At 55.4% G+C, this 17,647-nt stretch carries 14 protein-coding genes and 1 tRNA gene; 9 read left to right on the forward strand and 6 right to left on the reverse strand.

Annotation, left to right across the window (positions count from 1 at the left end; genetic code table 11):
* Window positions 1–10 precede the first annotated feature (10 nt).
* From citC to A4308_RS03360, 3 genes are read right to left on the reverse strand one after another with little or no spacing between them, the layout of a single operon-like run.
* Window positions 11–1,033 carry a [citrate (pro-3S)-lyase] ligase gene (citC, locus tag A4308_RS03350; RefSeq protein ID WP_045281447.1) on the reverse strand — a complete coding sequence of 341 codons (1,023 nt, stop codon included), beginning with the start codon at window positions 1,031–1,033 and terminating at the stop codon, window positions 11–13.
* A gap of 10 nt (window positions 1,034–1,043) precedes the next feature.
* Complete coding sequence (locus A4308_RS03355; protein WP_014885209.1) at window positions 1,044–1,907, reverse strand: fumarylacetoacetate hydrolase family protein; 864 nt, start codon at window positions 1,905–1,907, stop codon at window positions 1,044–1,046.
* A gap of 17 nt (window positions 1,908–1,924) precedes the next feature.
* The gene (locus tag A4308_RS03360; protein WP_014885210.1) at window positions 1,925–3,286 is read right to left on the reverse strand and encodes a 2-hydroxycarboxylate transporter family protein; all 1,362 of its coding nucleotides are present in this window, start codon (window positions 3,284–3,286) and stop codon (window positions 1,925–1,927) included.
* Window positions 3,287–3,633: 347 nt separating this feature from the next.
* On the opposite strand from A4308_RS03360, the gene A4308_RS03365 reads away from it, so the two are divergent.
* Window positions 3,634–5,259 (forward strand): ATP-binding protein, encoded by a 1,626-nt coding sequence (locus A4308_RS03365; protein WP_014885211.1) that lies wholly within the window; start codon window positions 3,634–3,636, stop codon window positions 5,257–5,259.
* Window positions 5,249–5,941 carry a response regulator gene (locus tag A4308_RS03370; RefSeq protein ID WP_014885212.1) on the forward strand — a complete coding sequence of 231 codons (693 nt, stop codon included), beginning with the start codon at window positions 5,249–5,251 and terminating at the stop codon, window positions 5,939–5,941. The genes A4308_RS03365 and A4308_RS03370 overlap by 11 nt, the downstream gene beginning before the upstream one ends.
* A 54-nt stretch (window positions 5,942–5,995) precedes the next feature.
* Here the strand turns inward: A4308_RS03370 and A4308_RS03375 are convergent, their stop codons facing one another.
* A complete protein-coding gene (locus tag A4308_RS03375; RefSeq protein WP_045281446.1) occupies window positions 5,996–8,131 on the reverse strand; it encodes an ornithine decarboxylase in 2,136 nt (711 codons plus the stop codon).
* Between the two features lie 182 nt (window positions 8,132–8,313).
* Here A4308_RS03375 and A4308_RS03380 point away from each other — a divergent pair, with 182 nt between their 5' ends.
* Together A4308_RS03380 and A4308_RS03385 are read left to right on the forward strand one after the other, a co-directional pair.
* The gene (locus A4308_RS03380; protein WP_023331294.1) at window positions 8,314–9,027 is read left to right on the forward strand and encodes a DUF554 domain-containing protein; all 714 of its coding nucleotides are present in this window, start codon (window positions 8,314–8,316) and stop codon (window positions 9,025–9,027) included.
* Between the two features lie 95 nt (window positions 9,028–9,122).
* A tRNA-Phe gene (locus A4308_RS03385) sits at window positions 9,123–9,198 on the forward strand.
* 140 nt (window positions 9,199–9,338) lie between these two features.
* Here the strand turns inward: A4308_RS03385 and A4308_RS03390 are convergent.
* A complete protein-coding gene (locus A4308_RS03390) occupies window positions 9,339–9,761 on the reverse strand; it encodes a hypothetical protein (RefSeq protein WP_230278702.1) in 423 nt (140 codons plus the stop codon).
* A 226-nt stretch (window positions 9,762–9,987) separates the two neighbouring features.
* Between A4308_RS03390 and A4308_RS21585 the strand changes: the two genes are divergently transcribed.
* On the forward strand, window positions 9,988–10,161 hold the full coding sequence (locus tag A4308_RS21585; RefSeq protein WP_157843661.1) for a DUF523 domain-containing protein: 174 nt from the start codon (window positions 9,988–9,990) through the stop codon (window positions 10,159–10,161).
* A 112-nt stretch (window positions 10,162–10,273) separates the two neighbouring features.
* Here the strand turns inward: A4308_RS21585 and A4308_RS03400 are convergent, their stop codons facing one another.
* The gene (locus tag A4308_RS03400; RefSeq protein ID WP_045134821.1) at window positions 10,274–10,801 is read right to left on the reverse strand and encodes a helix-turn-helix domain-containing protein; all 528 of its coding nucleotides are present in this window, start codon (window positions 10,799–10,801) and stop codon (window positions 10,274–10,276) included.
* A 672-nt stretch (window positions 10,802–11,473) separates the two neighbouring features.
* On the opposite strand from A4308_RS03400, the gene pgaA reads away from it, so the two are divergent.
* From pgaA to pgaD, 4 genes are read left to right on the forward strand one after another with little or no spacing between them, the layout of a single operon-like run.
* The gene (pgaA, locus tag A4308_RS03405; protein ID WP_063308470.1) at window positions 11,474–13,912 is read left to right on the forward strand and encodes a poly-beta-1,6 N-acetyl-D-glucosamine export porin PgaA; all 2,439 of its coding nucleotides are present in this window, start codon (window positions 11,474–11,476) and stop codon (window positions 13,910–13,912) included.
* A gap of 8 nt (window positions 13,913–13,920) precedes the next feature.
* The gene (gene pgaB, locus A4308_RS03410) at window positions 13,921–15,870 is read left to right on the forward strand and encodes a poly-beta-1,6-N-acetyl-D-glucosamine N-deacetylase PgaB (protein ID WP_045281444.1); all 1,950 of its coding nucleotides are present in this window, start codon (window positions 13,921–13,923) and stop codon (window positions 15,868–15,870) included.
* Window positions 15,863–17,194: a poly-beta-1,6-N-acetyl-D-glucosamine synthase gene (gene pgaC, locus A4308_RS03415; protein ID WP_023331300.1), complete on the forward strand. Its 1,332-nt coding sequence runs from the start codon at window positions 15,863–15,865 to the stop codon at window positions 17,192–17,194. Before pgaB ends, pgaC begins: the two co-directional genes overlap by 8 nt.
* Window positions 17,191–17,622 (forward strand): poly-beta-1,6-N-acetyl-D-glucosamine biosynthesis protein PgaD, encoded by a 432-nt coding sequence (gene pgaD / locus A4308_RS03420; RefSeq protein ID WP_014885222.1) that lies wholly within the window; start codon window positions 17,191–17,193, stop codon window positions 17,620–17,622. Before pgaC ends, pgaD begins: the two co-directional genes overlap by 4 nt.
* Window positions 17,623–17,647 lie beyond the last annotated feature (25 nt).

Genomic DNA, 17,647 nt, shown 5'->3' on the forward strand with positions numbered 1-17,647 from the left:
TTCCTGGTAGTTATGCGACTTCGGCACTCGCACGGTAATGCGTTTCGAGATGCGCGAAGGTGGAGTCCGGGACAATCTCCCGGATCCGGGAAAACAGCTGTGTCTTGAGTAAACGGCGCACTTCGGACGCGGAAATGGCGTTGCCGGTGGCCTTGATGCGCGGCATTTCCACCACCTCAATATGCGAGGCCAGCAGGTCGTGCAGCGTCTGGTTGTACTGCCGGGTGATATCGCAAAAGGGCTCCGAGCCGATGAAGCGGTGGGTGATGCCCAGCGCCGGGGCAATAAAGTCCCGGAAAATCAGCACGTCGATTTCACTCCACGCCTGCTGCACTTTGCCGGTCTCCTTCAGGAAGTAGGCCGGGAAAGTGGCGCGGGAGATGATGTACTGCGAGCCTTCATGCACCACCACGTTCGGCAGATGCGCCACGCCCGCCCGCACCATCTCAATGCGCGCGCTAAACGGGAAGAACGACGCATCTTCACGCACCACGAAGAGATGCAGCGCATCGCACTGCTGCGCCGCCTGCTCCACCAGATGGCGATGGCCGAGGGTGAAGGGATTGGCGTTCATCACTATCGCGCCAATGTTCTCCCCGCTTTTGCGCTTCGCGCGCAGGGAACGGCAGTAGCGTTCGATCCCCTGCGGGGTGTTCTCCATCAGCACCGCGTTGTTTCCGCTCTGGGCAATCGGCCAGAAGCCACTGCGGGCAAAGCGCTCCCGGTTGCACGGACGGGTGCAGAGGAAGAGGTGAAAATGGCCGCGCTCCAGCGCCGCATTTTCCACCTCAGCCAGCAGCCGCGCGCTGAGGTTCTCGCCGCGAAGCTGCTCGTTGACCGCCACGCATTTGATGACGTTGGCGGCAAGCCCTGCGCAACCCACCAGCTGCGAGCCGGACCAGGCTTCGACAAACAGCGTGATGTCGTTGTCCAGGCCAAGGCCGCTGTCTGCCAGCAGGTAGCGGATCTGGCTTAAGCGTTCCGGATGCTTCGCCACCAGAGTGTGGCGAAAATCGATGGGTTGACTGTTCATGCCGTTTTACTCAGTGTGCTGCCGCAAGCCCGACGGCGGGCGCTTCCACGATCACGTTGCTCAGATGACCGATATGCTCGATCTCCACCTCAATGCGATCGCCCTCTTTCATAAACAGAGGCGGGTTACGCTTTTTCCCCACCCCGCCTGGGGATCCGGTGATGATCACATCTCCCGGGCTGAGGCGGGTGAAGGTGCTGATGTACTCGATCAGCTCCGCAACCTTGTGGATCATGCTGCTGGTGTTGTCTTCCTGCACCATGCGGCCGTTCAGCCAGGTGCGGATTGCCAGCTGGTGCGGATCCGGGATCTCATCCGCCGTCGCCATCCAGGGGCCAAACGCGCCGGTCTGACGCCAGTTTTTTCCGGCTGTAAACCAGGTGTGCTGCCAGTCACGGGCGGAGCCGTCCATGTAGCAGCTGTAGCCCGCCACGTGGCGCAGCGCGTCGTCGCGGCTGATGTTCTCCCCACCTTTGCCGATGATCACCGCCAGCTCGCCTTCGTAGTCGAATTCACTGGAGTGGCGCGGCTTCAGCACCGGTTCGTTATGGCCGGTCTGTGAATCCGGGAAGCGGACAAACAGCGTCGGGGCCGGGTTATGCTGGTCAAACTCCTTGCGCTTGTCGGCGTAGTTCATGCCCACGCAGAGAATTTTTTCCGGCTGCTCAATCACCGGTAAGAAGGTGATAGCGCTCATCGGCACGTCCACCGCGTCGTTCAGGTAGCGGGTGGCCTGCGCCAGCCCGTTGCCCTGCAGCAGCGCCTTGAGGTCGTTGTAGCGGTCGCCGAGACGGCGGCCTAAATCAATCACGCCGTCGGCCTGGACGATGCCGTAGCTGCGTTTTCCCTGGTATAAAAAGCTTGCGAGTTTCATTGTTCTTTCCTGAAAACTTAAACGAGGAAGTTGCCCAGAATCAGCAGAGAGATAGAGACGTTAATCGCTCCGCCGATACGGGTAGCAATCTGGGCGAACGGCATCAGGCTCATGCGGTTGCCTGCGGTCAGGATCGCCACGTCGCCGGTACCGCCCTGCCCGCTCTGGCAGCAGGAGACGATGGCGACATCAATCGGATGCATACCGATCTTTTTGCCGACGAAGAAGCCGGTCGCCACCAGCGCAGAAACGGTGCTGACAATCACCAGCAGGTTGCTGACGGTGAACGCCGCCACCAGTTCGTGCCACGGGGTGATAGCCACGCCGACGGCGAAGAGGATGGGGTAGGTCACGGAAGTCTGGAAGAATTTGTAGACGACCTGCGAACCTTCCAGCAGGCGCGGAGAGGCGCCGTTGCAGAGCTTCACCAGCACCGCCATAAACAGCATGCCGACCGGGGCTGGCAGGCCAATGAGCTTGTGGCCGAGCATGCCCAGCATGTAGAGCAGCACCGCCAGCAGGGCGCCAGAGGCGATTGTGGTCACGTCCGCTTTACCAGAGAACGCAGGCTGAGAGACGGTGGTATCGGCATTGGCGCGGTTAGGCATCAGCTGGCCTTCACCGGTCAGGTGCGGGTAGCGCTTACCAAGCTGGTTCAGGCAACCGGAGATAATGATCGCGGTCAGACCGCCGAGCATCACCATCGGCAGCACGCGGCCGAGCGCTACGCCCTGGTCCATGTGCAGCAGGGTGGCATAACCGATGGAAAGCGGAATTGCGCCTTCCCCGACACCGCCCGCCATAATGGGCAGAATGATAAAGAAGAAGATCTGGAACGGCTCCAGGCCCAGCGCGAGACCAACGCCCATCCCCACCAGCATGCCGACAATTTCACCGCACAGCATCGGGAAGAAGATGCGCAGGAAGCCCTGAATCAGCACCGTGCGGTTCATGCTCATGATGCTGCCGACGATAATGCAGCAGATGTAGAGATAGAGAATATTGGTGGATTTATAGAACTTCGTGGTGGACTCGACCACCACATCCGGCAGCAGGCCGTAATAGACCAGCGCGGAAGGGATAAAGGTGGCGCAAATCGCCGCCGCACCGAGCTTGCCGACAATCGGCAGGCGCTTGCCAAACTCACCGCAGGCAAAGCCGAAGAAGGCCAGGGTCGCTACCATCACCACGATGTCGCTCGGCAGCTTTCCGCCCAGACAATCAATCGCAATCAGTGCGCCCGCCAGAACAAACAGCGGCAGAGGGATAATCCCGATTTTCCAGGTATCCATAATATGCCACCAACGCTCTTTGAGCGAGGGTCGCTGAATTTCAATCGGGTCGTGGGTAACAGAGAAAGAATCGTCAGTTGTGCTCATAATAAGCCCCTTGGTTATTTTGTGCGTTCAGCTTAGAGTCACAAAGGCTTACTTTATGTGAGGGATGACATATTAAAAGCGAAGTTTTAATGGCCACTATGGTTTTAATGGTTTCTTTTATTTAATGTGATTTATGCCTTATTTATCATCGTGGTTTTTATGGTTTCTTTTCTGAATTGAACAAACAAATAACATTTATTCATATAGCCTGAACGAGGTAAGCCCTCAGGATAAATCTTTTACAGCGCCCGCTGTGCAAGGGATCACAAGTTTTCGGCAAAGCGCAGGCAACCACAGAAAAAAAGATGATATATTGGCGTTCTTTGTCGCTACCTTGCGTGATAGTTATGAAAGTCTCTTTCCAGATTAAGTTGTTTATTTCGCTGGTTGCCTTTTTCTCAGTGCTTTTTGCGTTGCTGGGCGGATATTATTATGCCGATGTCGGTAAGCAGCTTTATCAGGAAATGAGTGCGCGCGCAAAAATACAGGCGGAGGAGATTGCGCTTATTCCGTCATTACGCAATGAAGTTGAACAAAAAGATATCACCGCGATCCATGATTTTATGCAGAAAATGGCTGCCCATAGCGATGCCAGCTTTATTGTCATTGGAGATAACACGGGAAAGCACCTTTTTCATTCCGTCTTTGCCGACAGAGTGGGCACGACGCTGGTTGGTGGCGACAATGAGGCCGTCCTGCAGGGGAAAAGCACGACAACCATCCGTAAAGGCGGACTGGGTATTTCGCTGCGCAGTAAAGCCCCTATCTTCAACGATGCCGGGCAGGTGGTTGGCATTGTTTCCGTGGGCTATCTCACCAGCTACCTGGATACCATTACCGTCAGTAAAGTGGTCAATATCCTGATTGCCGCCGTGCTGCTGCTTTTGGCCCTCTTTATCTTCTCCTGGTTCTTTACCCGCAGTATAAAGAAGCAGATCTTCTCCCTCGAACCGCGAGAAATCGGCCTGCTGGTACGTCAGCAAAAGGCGATGATGGAATCTATCTACGAAGGGGTGATTGCCATTGATAACGAACGGCGCATAGAAGTTATCAACCAGGCGGCGCGCAAACTGCTGGGGCTGAGCCAGCCGGCGCGTGAACTGCGCGGGCAGTTGATAAGCCAGGTGATCGACCCGGTCCCGTTCTTCGACACGCAGACGATGCTGGCTAAAGATACCCACGATGAGATTTGCCGTTTTAACGATCTCACGGTGATTGCCAGCCGGGTTCACATCATGCTTGAGGGCTCGCTGCAGGGCTGGGTGATCACCTTCCGCGATCGCAACGAAATCGACTCTCTGAGCGCCCAGCTCAGCCAGGTAAAACGCTATGTCGATAACCTGCGCATTATGCGCCACGAGCAGTTAAACCGGATGACCACCCTCTCCGGCCTGCTGCATATGGGCCGCTATGAGGAGGCGATTGGCTACATACAGGCGCAGTCGGAACATGCCCAGGAGCTGCTGGACTTTATCTCGTCGCGCTTCAGTTCTCCCACCCTGTGCGGCCTGCTGCTCGGGAAAGCCGCCCGAGCGCGGGAAAAAGGCGTCGAGCTGAGTTTCGACCCGGCCTGTCGGCTGGATAAGCCGTTCCTGCCGCTTGGGGAGCAAGAGTTGATTTCGATTATTGGTAACCTGCTGGATAACGCCATCGAAGCAACACAGCGCTCGCCGCTTCCCCATGCGCCGGTGGAAGTGCTGATAAAACTCAGCGAGCAGGAGCTGATTATTGAAGTCGCCGACCAGGGCGTAGGCATTAAACCGGAGATCCGTGAGCGGATCTTTGAACGCGGCATCACCACCAAAACACGCGGCGATCATGGGATTGGTCTGTATCTGATCGAAAGCTACGTTACGCAGGCTGGCGGCGCGATAGAAGTTGCCGATAATACCCCACGCGGCGCCATTTTCTCATTGTTTATCCCGGCCTCGGGAACCGTCCGGCAACTGGAAGACACCGACTATGCATCATGAACTTATCGACGTACTGATTGTTGAAGACGAGAACGAACTGGCACAGCTGCACGCGGAGCTCATCAGCAAACACCCGCGTCTGAGACTGGTGGGGATTGCCTCGTCACTGGCCGACGCGCAGGTTCAGCTTGAGCGTAAACAGCCTCAGCTGATGCTGCTGGATAACTATCTGCCGGACGGCAAAGGCATCACCCTTATCAGTAACCCGATGCTGACCCGCGCCAACTGCTCGGTGATTTTCATCACCGCCGCCAGCGATATGGACACCTGCAGCCAGGCCATCCGCAACGGCGCGTTTGACTATATCCTTAAGCCGGTTTCCTGGAAGCGCCTCAGCCAGTCGCTGGAGCGCTTTGTGCAATTTGCCGAACAGCAGCGCGTCTGGAAGATTGTCGATCAGCAAAACGTCGATTCACTGTATCAACTCCAGGCGAAGAACTACCGCCAGGACAACGGCAGCAAAGGGATTGAGGAGAATACGCTGGCCAGGGTGCAGGCGCTGTTCAACGACAAGGCGACGCACTGCTTTACCGTGGATGAGGTGGTGAGCGAAACGGGGTTGAGTAAAACCACTACCCGGCGCTATCTGGAGCACTGCGTGGAGGCGGGGTTTCTGAGCGTGGAGATGCTGTACGGGAAGATTGGGCATCCAAGGAGGATGTACAAGCGTAGTGCGGTTTGATGAAACGTTCCCTCTCCCTGTGGGAGAGGGTTAGGGTGAGGGCAGCAGCCCGCACTACCTCAACACATATCCATACAGCCGTTTAATCCCGTCCGCATCCTTCTCGCTGTATACCCCCTGCAGCTCCGGCGAGAAGCCCGGCAGCAGGTTGATGCCCTCTTCCAGCGCCAGGAAGTAACGCTGTACCGCCCCGCCCCAGACCTCACCCGGCACCACGCACAGCACGCCAGGCGGATAGGGCAGCGCCCCTTCGGCAGCAATCCGCCCTTCGGCATCCCGTATGCGCACCAGCTCCACGTTACCGCGAATGTAGGCCTGGTTCGCATCCTGTGGATTCATCACCACCTCAGGCAGGCTTTCTTTGCGGAACATCGCCTTCTGCAGATCTTTTACGTCAAAGCTGACATAAAGATCGTGCATCTCCTGACACAACTGGCGGAGGGTGTAATCCCGGTAGCGCACCGGATATTTCTGGTAGATGGTCGGCAGTACGTCCGACAGCGGCGTATCGTCTTCAATATGCTGCTCGAACTGTCCCAGCATTGCCACCAGCTGCGCCAGCTTCTCGCTGCTTTCAGCTGGCGTCAGCAGGAACAGGATTGAGTTGAGATCGCATTTCTCCGGCACGATGCCGTTTTCGCGCAGGTAGTGCGCAAGAATGGTCGCCGGAATACCGAACCCGGTATATTCCCCGGTTTCGGCATCAATACCCGGCGTGGTCAGCAGCAGCTTGCACGGGTCGACAAAGTACTGCTCGCGGGCATAACCCGCAAACCCGTGCCATTTCGCCCCCGGCTCGAAGCTGAAGAAGCGGCGCTCGCTGGCAATGGCGTGCGTCGGATGATCCTGCCACGGCCGCCCCGCCACCACCGGCGGGATAAACGGCTTAATCATATGGCAGTTGGCAATGATCGCCTTGCGCGCCTCAATGCCCAGCTCAACACACTCCGCCCACAGCCTGCGCCCACTCTCGCCTTCATGAATTTTGGCATTCACATCCAGCGCTGCAAACAGCGGATAAAACGGGCTGGTGGAGGCGTGCAGCATAAATGCATTGTTCAGCCGCTTATGGGGGCAAAACCGCGCCTGGCCACGAATGTGGTTATCCTTTTTATGGATCTGCGACGTTTGCGAGAACCCGGCCTGCTGCTTATGCACCGACTGGGTCACAAAAATGCCAGGATCGTTCTCGTTCAGCTCCAGCAACAGCGGAGACGTTTCCGCCATCATCGGAATAAATTGCTCGTAGCCCACCCAGGCAGAGTCAAACAGGATGTAATCACACAGATGGCCGATCTTGTCGATCACCTGACGGGCGTTGTAGATCGTGCCGTCGTAGGTGCCAAGCTGGATGATCGCCAGGCGGAACGGACGCGCCTCGTCGGCTTTCTCCGGCGCAGCCTCGCGGATAAGATCGCGCAGGTACGCGTCATCAAAACAGTGCTCGTCAATCCCGCCAATAAAGCCAAATGGATTACGCGCAGCCTCAAGATACACCGGCGTGGCGCCTGCCTGAATCAGCGCCCCGTGGTGGTTAGATTTATGGTTGTTGCGGTCGAACAGCACCAGATCGCCACGCGTCAGCAGCGCGTTGGTCACCACCTTGTTGGCCGCCGACGTGCCGTTCAGCACGAAGTAGGTTTTATCCGCATTGAACACTTTCGCCGCGAACTTTTGCGCATGCTTGGCGGACCCTTCGTGGATCAGTAAATCCCCGAGTTTCACGTCAGCATTGCACATGTCGGCACGAAACACGTTCTCACCGAAGAAATCAAAAAACTGTCGTCCCGCCGGATGCTTTTTGAAAAACGCCCCGTGCTGGTGACCAGGACAGGCGAAGGTGCTGTTACCCATCTCCACGTACTGGCTCAGGGTGTCGAAAAACGGCGGCAGCAGATTTTCTTCGTAACGGCTGGCAGCAGTCTCCAGTTCCAGAAACTCCTGCGCTTTCCCCGAGATGACCGCGGTAGCACCGTCAGGCACGTCCGTTTGCTCCTGCGAGAAAATAAACACCGGTAACTGAAAGCCCGTGCGTTTCAGCAACGCGAGAATACCGCTGCGACTTTCAGCAGTTGTCATGACGACTGCCGCCACATCGGTAAAATCCGTGTTATCCAGCGTCACCTTTTCACGGTGGGTTGAGACAGTGGAGAGCAGCTCGCGGCTGACGGCAATTTTCATGGTTTTCATAGGCGCTAATTACCCTCACCGAACGGTGAGACAGGGAGGAGAAAATTCGCGCAATAATGTCACCTTTTATTTTGAGGTGCAAGAAGGAATCAATATGCACAAAACCTTCCAAAGCTAAGCGTAATGCCCGCTTTGCGTGTCATAATCATGCAATACCAATGATTAAGTAACAGGAGTTAGCGGTGGTAATTGGACCCTTTATCAACGCCGGCGCAGTGCTGCTGGGCGGCATACTTGGCGGCGTGTTAAGCCAGCGGCTACCGGAGCGTATTCGTACCTCCATGCCGTCTATTTTTGGCCTGGCCTCGCTGGGCATCGGCATCCTTTTAGTCATCAAATGCGCCAACCTGCCCGTCATGGTGCTGGCAACGCTGCTCGGCGCACTGATTGGCGAATTTTGCTATCTGGAAAAAGGCATCAATAACGCGGTAGGCAAAGCCAAAAACCTGATTGCCCGACCCGGTAAGGCGAAAAACGGTTCGCACGAGTCGTTTATTCAGAACTACGTTGCGATCATTATTCTGTTTTGTGCCAGCGGCACCGGGATATTCGGTTCGATGCAGGAAGGGATGACGGGCGATCCGAGCATATTAATTGCGAAAGCGTTTCTCGATTTCTTCACCGCCACCATTTTTGCCACCACGCTCGGTATCGCCGTCGCGGCAATTTGCGTTCCGATGCTGCTGATTCAGCTGGCTCTCGCCACCTGCGCCGCGCTGATACTCCCGCTCACCACGCCGGCGATGATGGCAGACTTTACCGCCGTCGGCGGCCTGCTGTTGCTGGCGACCGGGTTACGCATCTGCGGGATTAAGATGTTTGCCGTGGTGAATATGCTGCCCGCGCTGCTGATCGCCATGCCGCTCTCAGCGCTCTGGACGCGCTTTTTCGCTTAAGAGTGCGGCGAAATGGCGAGAGATTGCGCAGTCCGTAACGAAAACAACATTTTTCGTTGACGGCAGGAAGCAGATCAGGTTTAATGCGCCCCGTTGCCCGGATAGCTCAGTCGGTAGAGCAGGGGATTGAAAATCCCCGTGTCCTTGGTTCGATTCCGAGTCCGGGCACCACTATTTAGAAAACCCAGCCTATGGCTGGGTTTTTGCTTTATGGCTACGGCCGATTTCTGTGCGCTGATAAGCGTGGCTTTAATGCAGGCACGCTTACGCTAATAGCCCGATAAGTTAATACTGGCGGTGGCTCTTTTTTATCACTTAATTTTGCCGGATAAATTGCTGACCTGATTTGAAAGGTTGTCGTTGCTCCGCTTCATGTCATCAAGGCTTCTTTGCAAACGCTCGATCTTACTCTCCTGCTCAGAATTCTTTCTCTCAAGCTGCAAAACCTTCTGAGTTAGCTCATCGACTTTGCGGTTGTCGGACTTCATCTTCCTCAGGCTATCCTGCATCTCCCTTAGGTCCGACTCCCTGAAATCAGAAGACTCGATTTCATCTGCATTAGAAATTACCGGGATATATCCTCTATTAGCGCTGCTGGGTTTGATACTAACCTGAACTTTATTTAGCCCCGCAGAGTGCGCGTAACCTATTGAAGAAAAATAAAAAAAAGAAACAACACACAGACCAGACAGATATTTATTCATTTCTAACGTCCTTTTAAATTTTTCAATCACTTCCAGGAGTCTCCTTCTGGTATCACCCGCTCAGGATAAAACACATGGCTTAGCCTCTGGCAGTTCATAAACGGGGTTAAAGAGCAGAAGATACTGTTCGTTTTTCATTATAATACGCGTTTCCTCTCCCCCAAAATCCAACCGCCACCCGCTCATTTTCTGCCACCTTATATCCGCCGGTATCGAGATAAGCGCGTTACTACGCACCTTATCAAAGGTATCTCCCATGCCCATCAAAGATATAATCCTGCTTAGCGCCTGCCTGTCAGGGCACCTTGTCCGCTACAACGGTACCGATAAATCCTGTTCCTCAGATCTGCTGCAATACCGGCGCGAAGAAGGCCGTCTGGTCACCCACTGCCCGGAACTGGCGGCATGGCTGGCGTTGAAAACTGCGTAGAGTCAGGGCGGGATTGAAAATCCCCGTGTCCTTGGTTCGATTCCGAGTCCGGGCACCACTATTTAAAGAACCCGCCCAAAAGGCGGGTTTTTGCTTTTGGTCTCTTTTCAATCTAGGGATCGTTCCCAATCACATCCAGCAGTTTATTTTTAAAGATAAACAAACACGCCTCATTGAAGTTCTCCGCCCCCAGTCGTTCCGAAAGCGCCGTTCGTTTGCGGTAGAGGCTTTTCACCGACGTATTCAGCTCATCGGCAACGGCTTCCATCGACATCCCTGCCCTCAGCAACCGCAGCATGATCGCCTCGTGCGTGCTAAGCCGTAAGTTAAGCAGCCATTTGGTTGTCAGACGCCTGCCCTTCATGTTGAGCACCAGATTAAACAGCGACGCCATATCCGGCGCGGTGAGCGACGTGTTCATAAACAACTTCATACTGAGTAGATTCTCTTCGCGATGTCGCATATCCAGCATAACGCAGCAGATCGTTTTCCTTGTTCTGGCCGGATGACGTATCAGGTAATCATATAAACGGAGCGGAGAACGACTATCAATCAATACAGAGTATTCGTCGGCACCATTATCAAATATGTTTCTGTCAATCGAGTCGAGCAGGATAATATCTGGAAAAAAAAGCCTCATGCCCCTGACAAGATAGCGATCCTGAGTCACTAACACTATTGAAGTTGCCACTAACCATCCCTTTTAGATTAAAGCAAGAACGCTCCTTCCGAGAGAAGGCCGCCTTCGTTTTATAGCGCTGTTATATTAACGACAAATGTATTCTGGCTTTGAACATCCCTCAATACACACATTGATGAGTAAGACTTCCTGTAGACCATCATTCAATGTCTGACATTAATTATAAATAAAAAACAATCTCAGAAAAGACACTTCGCTAAACATTAAGAATTTTTGTCATGAAACTTCCCAAACATGCACAAGAAAGTACTTTAATTGATGCTTCCAGGCCTCATTAAAAATATAAACAAATTTGTCACAATAAAAATAAAACACTTAAATATCATAATGTTATAAATACAAAACCCCTTCAATATAATCATAAAAAACCGCTCACTACAGAATTATCTCAAAACCACCCAGCCTCTATTCACCATATTTATCCGGCAACATATCAGGTGTACATTACCGTTTACCCAATCTACCGAGATAAGGATCCATAATTACCTTTTAGTAAGTACCCCATAACGTTACTGCATTCAGATTTAATGTTCTCATTTATCGCCTTTAACGCACAGTTAAAAGGCAGCCGTGTTATGCAATGGATTCATGATAAACAAATGGCAAATAGATATGGAAAGATCGCTTCGCTTCAATACGTTATTCTTTTATCGCACCCCAGGATTATTGTTACTGTTATTACTCTTTCCTGTTCTGGTTCAGGCAACGGAATCCGTTTATGAACAACAGATTCAACAGGCGCGTAACGGTAATTACACGCCGTTTCTTGATTATCTGCAGCATTATCAGCAACAGCACGCCCTGACGCCTGAACAGGTCGCAGACTGGTTACAGGTGGCATCCTGGGCAGGTCATGATGATGAGGTGATTGAGGTCTGGCAGCGTTATGGCATTTATATGCCGCTGCCCGCTCGCGGCGTTGCTGCCGTTGCACAGGCCAGGAGAAATCAAAAAGCGTGGCAGCCAGCCTTATCGCTCTGGAAAGAGGCGTGCAGCCTTGCGCCGAATAACGATGATTATCGTATCGGCTATATCAAAACCCTGGCCGATGCCCGCATGGATGCACTCGCGCTGCAGGAAGCCCGGCAGCTGGTCACCCAAAACCCCACTCAGGCGCATCTTCAGACGCTCTCGTATGTCTGGTTACGCCAGGGAAAAAGCTGGGATCGGCTTCTGGCGGACACGCGCGCACTGGCTACCGCGCCAGAGAATAATGTCCTGCTCAGCGAGCTTGTCGACGCCCTGACGGATAACCGCGTGAATACCCCCGCGCTCGTACTTTCACAGCGGGTGCCGCTGTCCCCGGCGGAGCGTCGCCGTCTTGAGCGTAACGCCGCCGCCGAAAGGGTTCGCCTTGCCGATGTGCCAGGCAGAACAGAAAAGGAGCGCCTGCAGCTTGCGCAATCTGCGCTGAATCGTTACGACGTTCTGCTTTCTCGCTGGAAAAGCGAGCCGCAGGCGGCGGAAGATGTCATCCTTGCGCGTATAGACCGGCTCGGCGCGCTGTACGCCCATGCTGATTATCCGCAGGTCATCAGCGAGTATCAGGATCTTACGGCAGCGCAGCACCCGGTGCCGGACTGGGCAATCGGCTGGGTTATCTCCGCGTATCTGCAGGAGAAAAACGCCGATGCCGCCTTCTCGCTTCTGCAACACTATCCGCAATACGCCGCCGATCCGCAGGACGAAGAGCACGCACTTTTCTACGCCTGGCTGGATACCGGGCAGTATCGGGCCGCCCGCCAGTATGTAGAGCGCCAGACCCGTAACGTCCCCTGGACCCGCTACGATTTCGGTTCCCCTACCCCTCAGCCGAACGATCGATGGCTCACCGGGCAGTCTCTCCGTTTTAACTATCTGCTGGCGACCCACGCCCTGCCTGAAGCCGAAAAGCTATCTCAGCGTCTGGCGACAACGGCGCCGGGCAACCAGGGATTGCAGATTGACTACGCCACTTTGCTACAGGCGCGGGGCCTGCCGCGTGCGGCCGAGCAGAAGCTGAAAATGGCGGAGGCACTGGAGCCATCAAATCTGGAGCTTGAGCAGCAGCAGGCTTACGTCGCCATGGATCTACAGGAGTGGCATGAGATGGATTTACTGGCCGACGACGTGCTTGCTCGCGCGCCGGTCGATCGCAGTGCCCGTCGTCTGGACAGGCTCAGAACGGTTCATCATATGTCCGAGCTGCGCCTCAATGCGAGCAAGGGTTTGCACTCCGATAACCCCGTCAGCGGTACGCACGACCTGAACTGGGACGCCACGCTCTATGGCCCGCCAGTTGCGGATAACTGGCGGCTGTTTGCCGGCACCCGCTATGCAGAGGGTAATTTCGATGAAGGCAAAGGCACCAGCCGCCACCTCCTGGGCGGCGTGGAATGGCGGCCTCGTGACCTCCAGCTCGAAGCCGAGCTCTCCAGCAACCGCTATCACGGCGCGAACAAGCCGGGGGCTCGCCTTTCCACAACTTACTTTCTCACCGATAACTGGCAGCTCAGCGGCAGCCTTGAACGCGTATCTCGCACCACGCCCTTACGGGCATTACGCAACGGGATTAGCGCCAACCGGGGGGAAGGCGGCGTGCGCTGGTATCAAAACGAGCGACGTGAGTATCAGTTTAGCGCCGCCGTCAGCCGCTTCTCAGACCACAACCACCGTCAGGAATACACCCTTACGGGTAAGGGGCGTCTCTGGCAAACCCCGTCCCTGACGCTGGATCTCGAACCGGGGATCGCCGCCAGTAAAAACAGCCTGCGGGACACGCTCTATTACAACCCGGCGCGGGATCTGTCCGTAACGGCCGCTCTGTCCGTCGATCATGAGATGTATCGCCATTACGACACCCTCTGGAGCCAGCAGTTCGTGGCAGGCGGCGGCAGCTACTGGCAGAAAAACCAGTCCGCCGGGGCCATCACCCTGCTGGGCTACGGACAACGCATCCAGTGGAACAACGTCATCGATACCGGCGTGATGCTGAACTGGGATAAACGCCCTTACGACGGCAAGCGCGAGAGCAATCTCTCCGTCACGTTTGATGCGACTTTACGCTTTTAAGGATGAATATGCTGAACATACGTTTTTCCGTGAGTGTGATACTCATTGGCTGGTTCTGCCTCAGCGCGAGCATTTGCGCCCAGGCACTCCCGTTTATTGCCCCCAAAGAGAGACCCCAGCTGGAGGCGAGCAAGCCCTGGCCAACGAATCGATTTCTGGTGCTGGCCTACCACGACGTCGAAGATGATGCCGCCGATCAGCGCTACCTCTCCGTTCGCACCAGCGCGTTAAACGAGCAAATAAGCTGGCTTTTGCATAACGGCTATCACGCCATCAGCGTGCAGGACATTCTGGATGCCCATGACGGAAAAAAAACGCTGCCGCCGAAAGCCGTTTTGCTCAGTTTTGACGACGGCTACAGCAGCTTTTATACCCGCGTCTGGCCACTGCTTCAGGCCTGGAACGTCCCTGCCCTGTGGGCACCGGTAGGCAGTTGGGTGGACACGCCAGCAAATCAAAAGGTCAATTTTGGTGGTCTGATGACGCCCCGCGATCGCTTCGCAACGTGGGACATGGTGCGCGAGCTCAGCCAGTCTCCGCTGATTGAGATCGGCTCACATACCTGGGCCTCCCATTACGGTATCGTGGCTAACCCTCAGGGAAGCCGCGAGCCTGCCATCGCCAATCGCTTTTACGATAAGGCGACGGGCCGCTATGAAACCGATCGGCAGTTCAGCCAGCGGATCGGCGACGACGTGCATAAAGTGACCGAGAAAATCACGCAGGTGACGGGCAAAGCACCGCGCGCCTGGGTCTGGCCTTACGGTGCCGCCAACGGTACGTCGCTCGCCATCGCCAGACAACAGGGTTACCAGCTGGCCTTTACGCTGGAAGACGGTCTGGGGGACGTAAATGACCCTGGCAACATTCCCCGTCTGCTGATCGCCGGTAATCCTTCGCTAAAAACCTTTGCCAGTTCGGTCAGCCAGATCCAGGAACACGATCCCGTTCGCGTCATGCACGTCGACCTCGACTACGTTTACGATCCCGATCCGGCCCAGCAAACCCAAAATATCAACAGGCTGATCCAGCGAGTTTACGACATGAAAATCAGCCATGTTTTCCTGCAGGCGTTTGCCGACCCGCAGGGCGATGGCCGGATCAACGCGCTCTATTTTCCCAACCGTCGGCTTCCGGTCCGCGCCGATCTGTTCAATTTTGTCTCCTGGCAGCTCCAGACCCGTGCGGGGGTGAAAGTCTTCGCGTGGATGCCGGTGCTCTCGTTCGATCTCGATCCCTCCCTGCCGCGCGTGCAGCGTCGGGATCGTCAAACGGGCCAGCTGCACGAGGCCACTGAACCTTATATCCGGCTCTCCCCGTGGAACCCGCAGGTTCGCCAGCAGGTGACGGACATCTATGAAGATCTGGCCCGCTATAGCACCTTCAATGGGATTTTGTTCCATGACGATGCGGTGCTGACGGACGTTGACGATGCCGGACAAGACGCCGCTCAGGACACAACGCGTCAGAAAAGCCGTCTGCTGATGGGCTTTACCCGTGCGCTGGGCCAGGCGGTGAAGCACATCCGGGGACCGCAGATCAAAACCGCACGCAATATGTTCGTCTTACCCATCCTTGAGCCTGAAAGCGAAGCCTGGTTTGCACAGAATTTTGATGATTTTCTGGCGGCCTATGACTGGACGGTGCCGATGGCCATGCCGCTGATGGAGTCCGTTCCGGCGAACGAAAGCGACGCCTGGCTGACGCGTCTGGTTAACGTGGTCGCCGCACGGCCCGGCGCGCTCGATAAAACCATTTTCGAACTGCAGGCCAGAGACTGGGAGCAAAAAACGCAGCGTGCCGTTTCCGATAAACAGCTTGTCCAGTGGATGCGCGTTCTCCAGCTGAACGGCGTCAAAAACTACGGCTACTACCCCGACGATTTCATCAACAACCAGCCTGATATCTCCCGCATCAGGCCTGAATTTTCTTCCTACTGGTACCCTGACAATGACTGATCGCATCATCGCTTTTTCTATTTTGTGTCTGGTATTCGGGTTGCCTTTAGGCGTGGCCGCCCTTTTTACCGGCGAACTGATTCTGGATTTTGTGTTCTTCTGGCCGCTGTTCATGTCCGTGCTCTGGGTCACCGGCGGACTCTATTTCTGGTTTCAGCTTGAACGCCACTGGTCGTGGGATAAAGAGACCCCACCACCCTCGCTCGCTGGCGAGCCGCTTATTTCCATTCTGATCCCCTGTTTCAATGAGGAAAGGAACGCCAGAGAGACCATCAGCGCCGCGCTGGATCAGCGGTATAAGAATATAGAGGTTATCGCCATTAACGATGGCTCTTCTGATAACACGGCGGACGTGCTGCAGCAGCTGGCGCAGGAGCAGCCGCGCCTGCGGGTAATTAACCTCGCGGAGAACCAGGGAAAAGCCGTCGCGCTAAAAGCGGGTGCCGCGGCAGCCCGGGGCGATCTGCTGGTCTGCATTGATGGCGACGCCCTGCTCGACCGCGACACTGCGGTTTATCTGGTAGCCCCGCTGATTCAGTATCCTCACGTCGGCGCGGTCACCGGCAATCCGCGCATTCGCACGCGATCCTCGCTGATTGGGCGCATTCAGGTGGGCGAGTTCTCGTCCATTATTGGCCTTATCAAACGCACGCAGCGGATCTATGGCCGGGTCTTTACCGTGTCCGGCGTCATCGCCGCCTTTCGCCGCCAGGCGCTGGCGGACGTCGGGTACTGGAGCCCGGATATGATCACGGAAGACATCGACATAAGCTGGAAGCTTCAGCTGCGCCACTGGGATATCTTTTTCGAGCCGCGGGCGCTGTGCTGGATCCTGATGCCGGAGACGCTCAAAGGCCTGTGGAAACAGCGCCTGCGCTGGGCTCAGGGCGGCGCGGAGGTGTTTCTGGTCAACCTTCGCAAGGTTGTGCGCTGGGAGCATCATCGCATGTGGCCCCTGTTTCTGGAGTACGCGCTGTCCACGCTGTGGGCGTTCGCTTACGCGATGACGGTACTGCTGTTCATTATCAGCCAGGTCGCGCCGATTCCCGCCAGGCTGACCGTTGAGACCCTGTTCCCACCCGCGTTCACCGGTCTGCTGTTGGGCGTCATGTGCCTGCTGCAGTTCCTGGTCAGTTTGTTCATCGAGCGGCGATACGAGCGGAAGGTGGCAAGCTCGCTTTTCTGGGTGATTTGGTTCCCGATGGTGTACTGGATGATTGGCCTGTTCACTACCCTCGTCGCGTTTCCGAAAGTCATGCTTAAACGTCAGCGTGCCCGCGCGCGCTGGATCAGTCCGGACCGGGGAAAAGGAAGCATTCAATGAACGAAAATACCTTAATTTTGACTGAACATCGGCTGTTACCACGTCTTTTCGATGCCGCGTTAACTCTGGTGGCGTGGGGAGGATTTCTGTTTTTCCTGTATGCCAGGCTGTGGATGCAGTTAACCGAAGAGAGTGAACACCGGTGGAGCGTCATTATTGCCTCCTTTAATACGGTGTTGATCTATTTGCTGTTCGCCGCGCTTAACGGATGGCTGCTAATTTTGTGGTATCAGTACAACCGCCGCCGCACGCATGTAAGACGGCGTCAGCCGGGCTATTTTCACCAGGAGGAGCTGGCCCGCAGCTTTAATGTCTCACCACAGATCATCTCCGAGATGAGCCAGTACAACCTGCTGACGGTCTATCACGATCGGATTGGCCGTATTATTGATTTAAAGATCAGTCAGCAGGACGAGGAAGAAGAGTGAAGAAACGTCCCCGCAGAATGGTCTG

This window comes from Enterobacter sp. ODB01, assembly GCF_001623605.1.
Lineage (GTDB): Bacteria > Pseudomonadota > Gammaproteobacteria > Enterobacterales > Enterobacteriaceae > Enterobacter > Enterobacter kobei.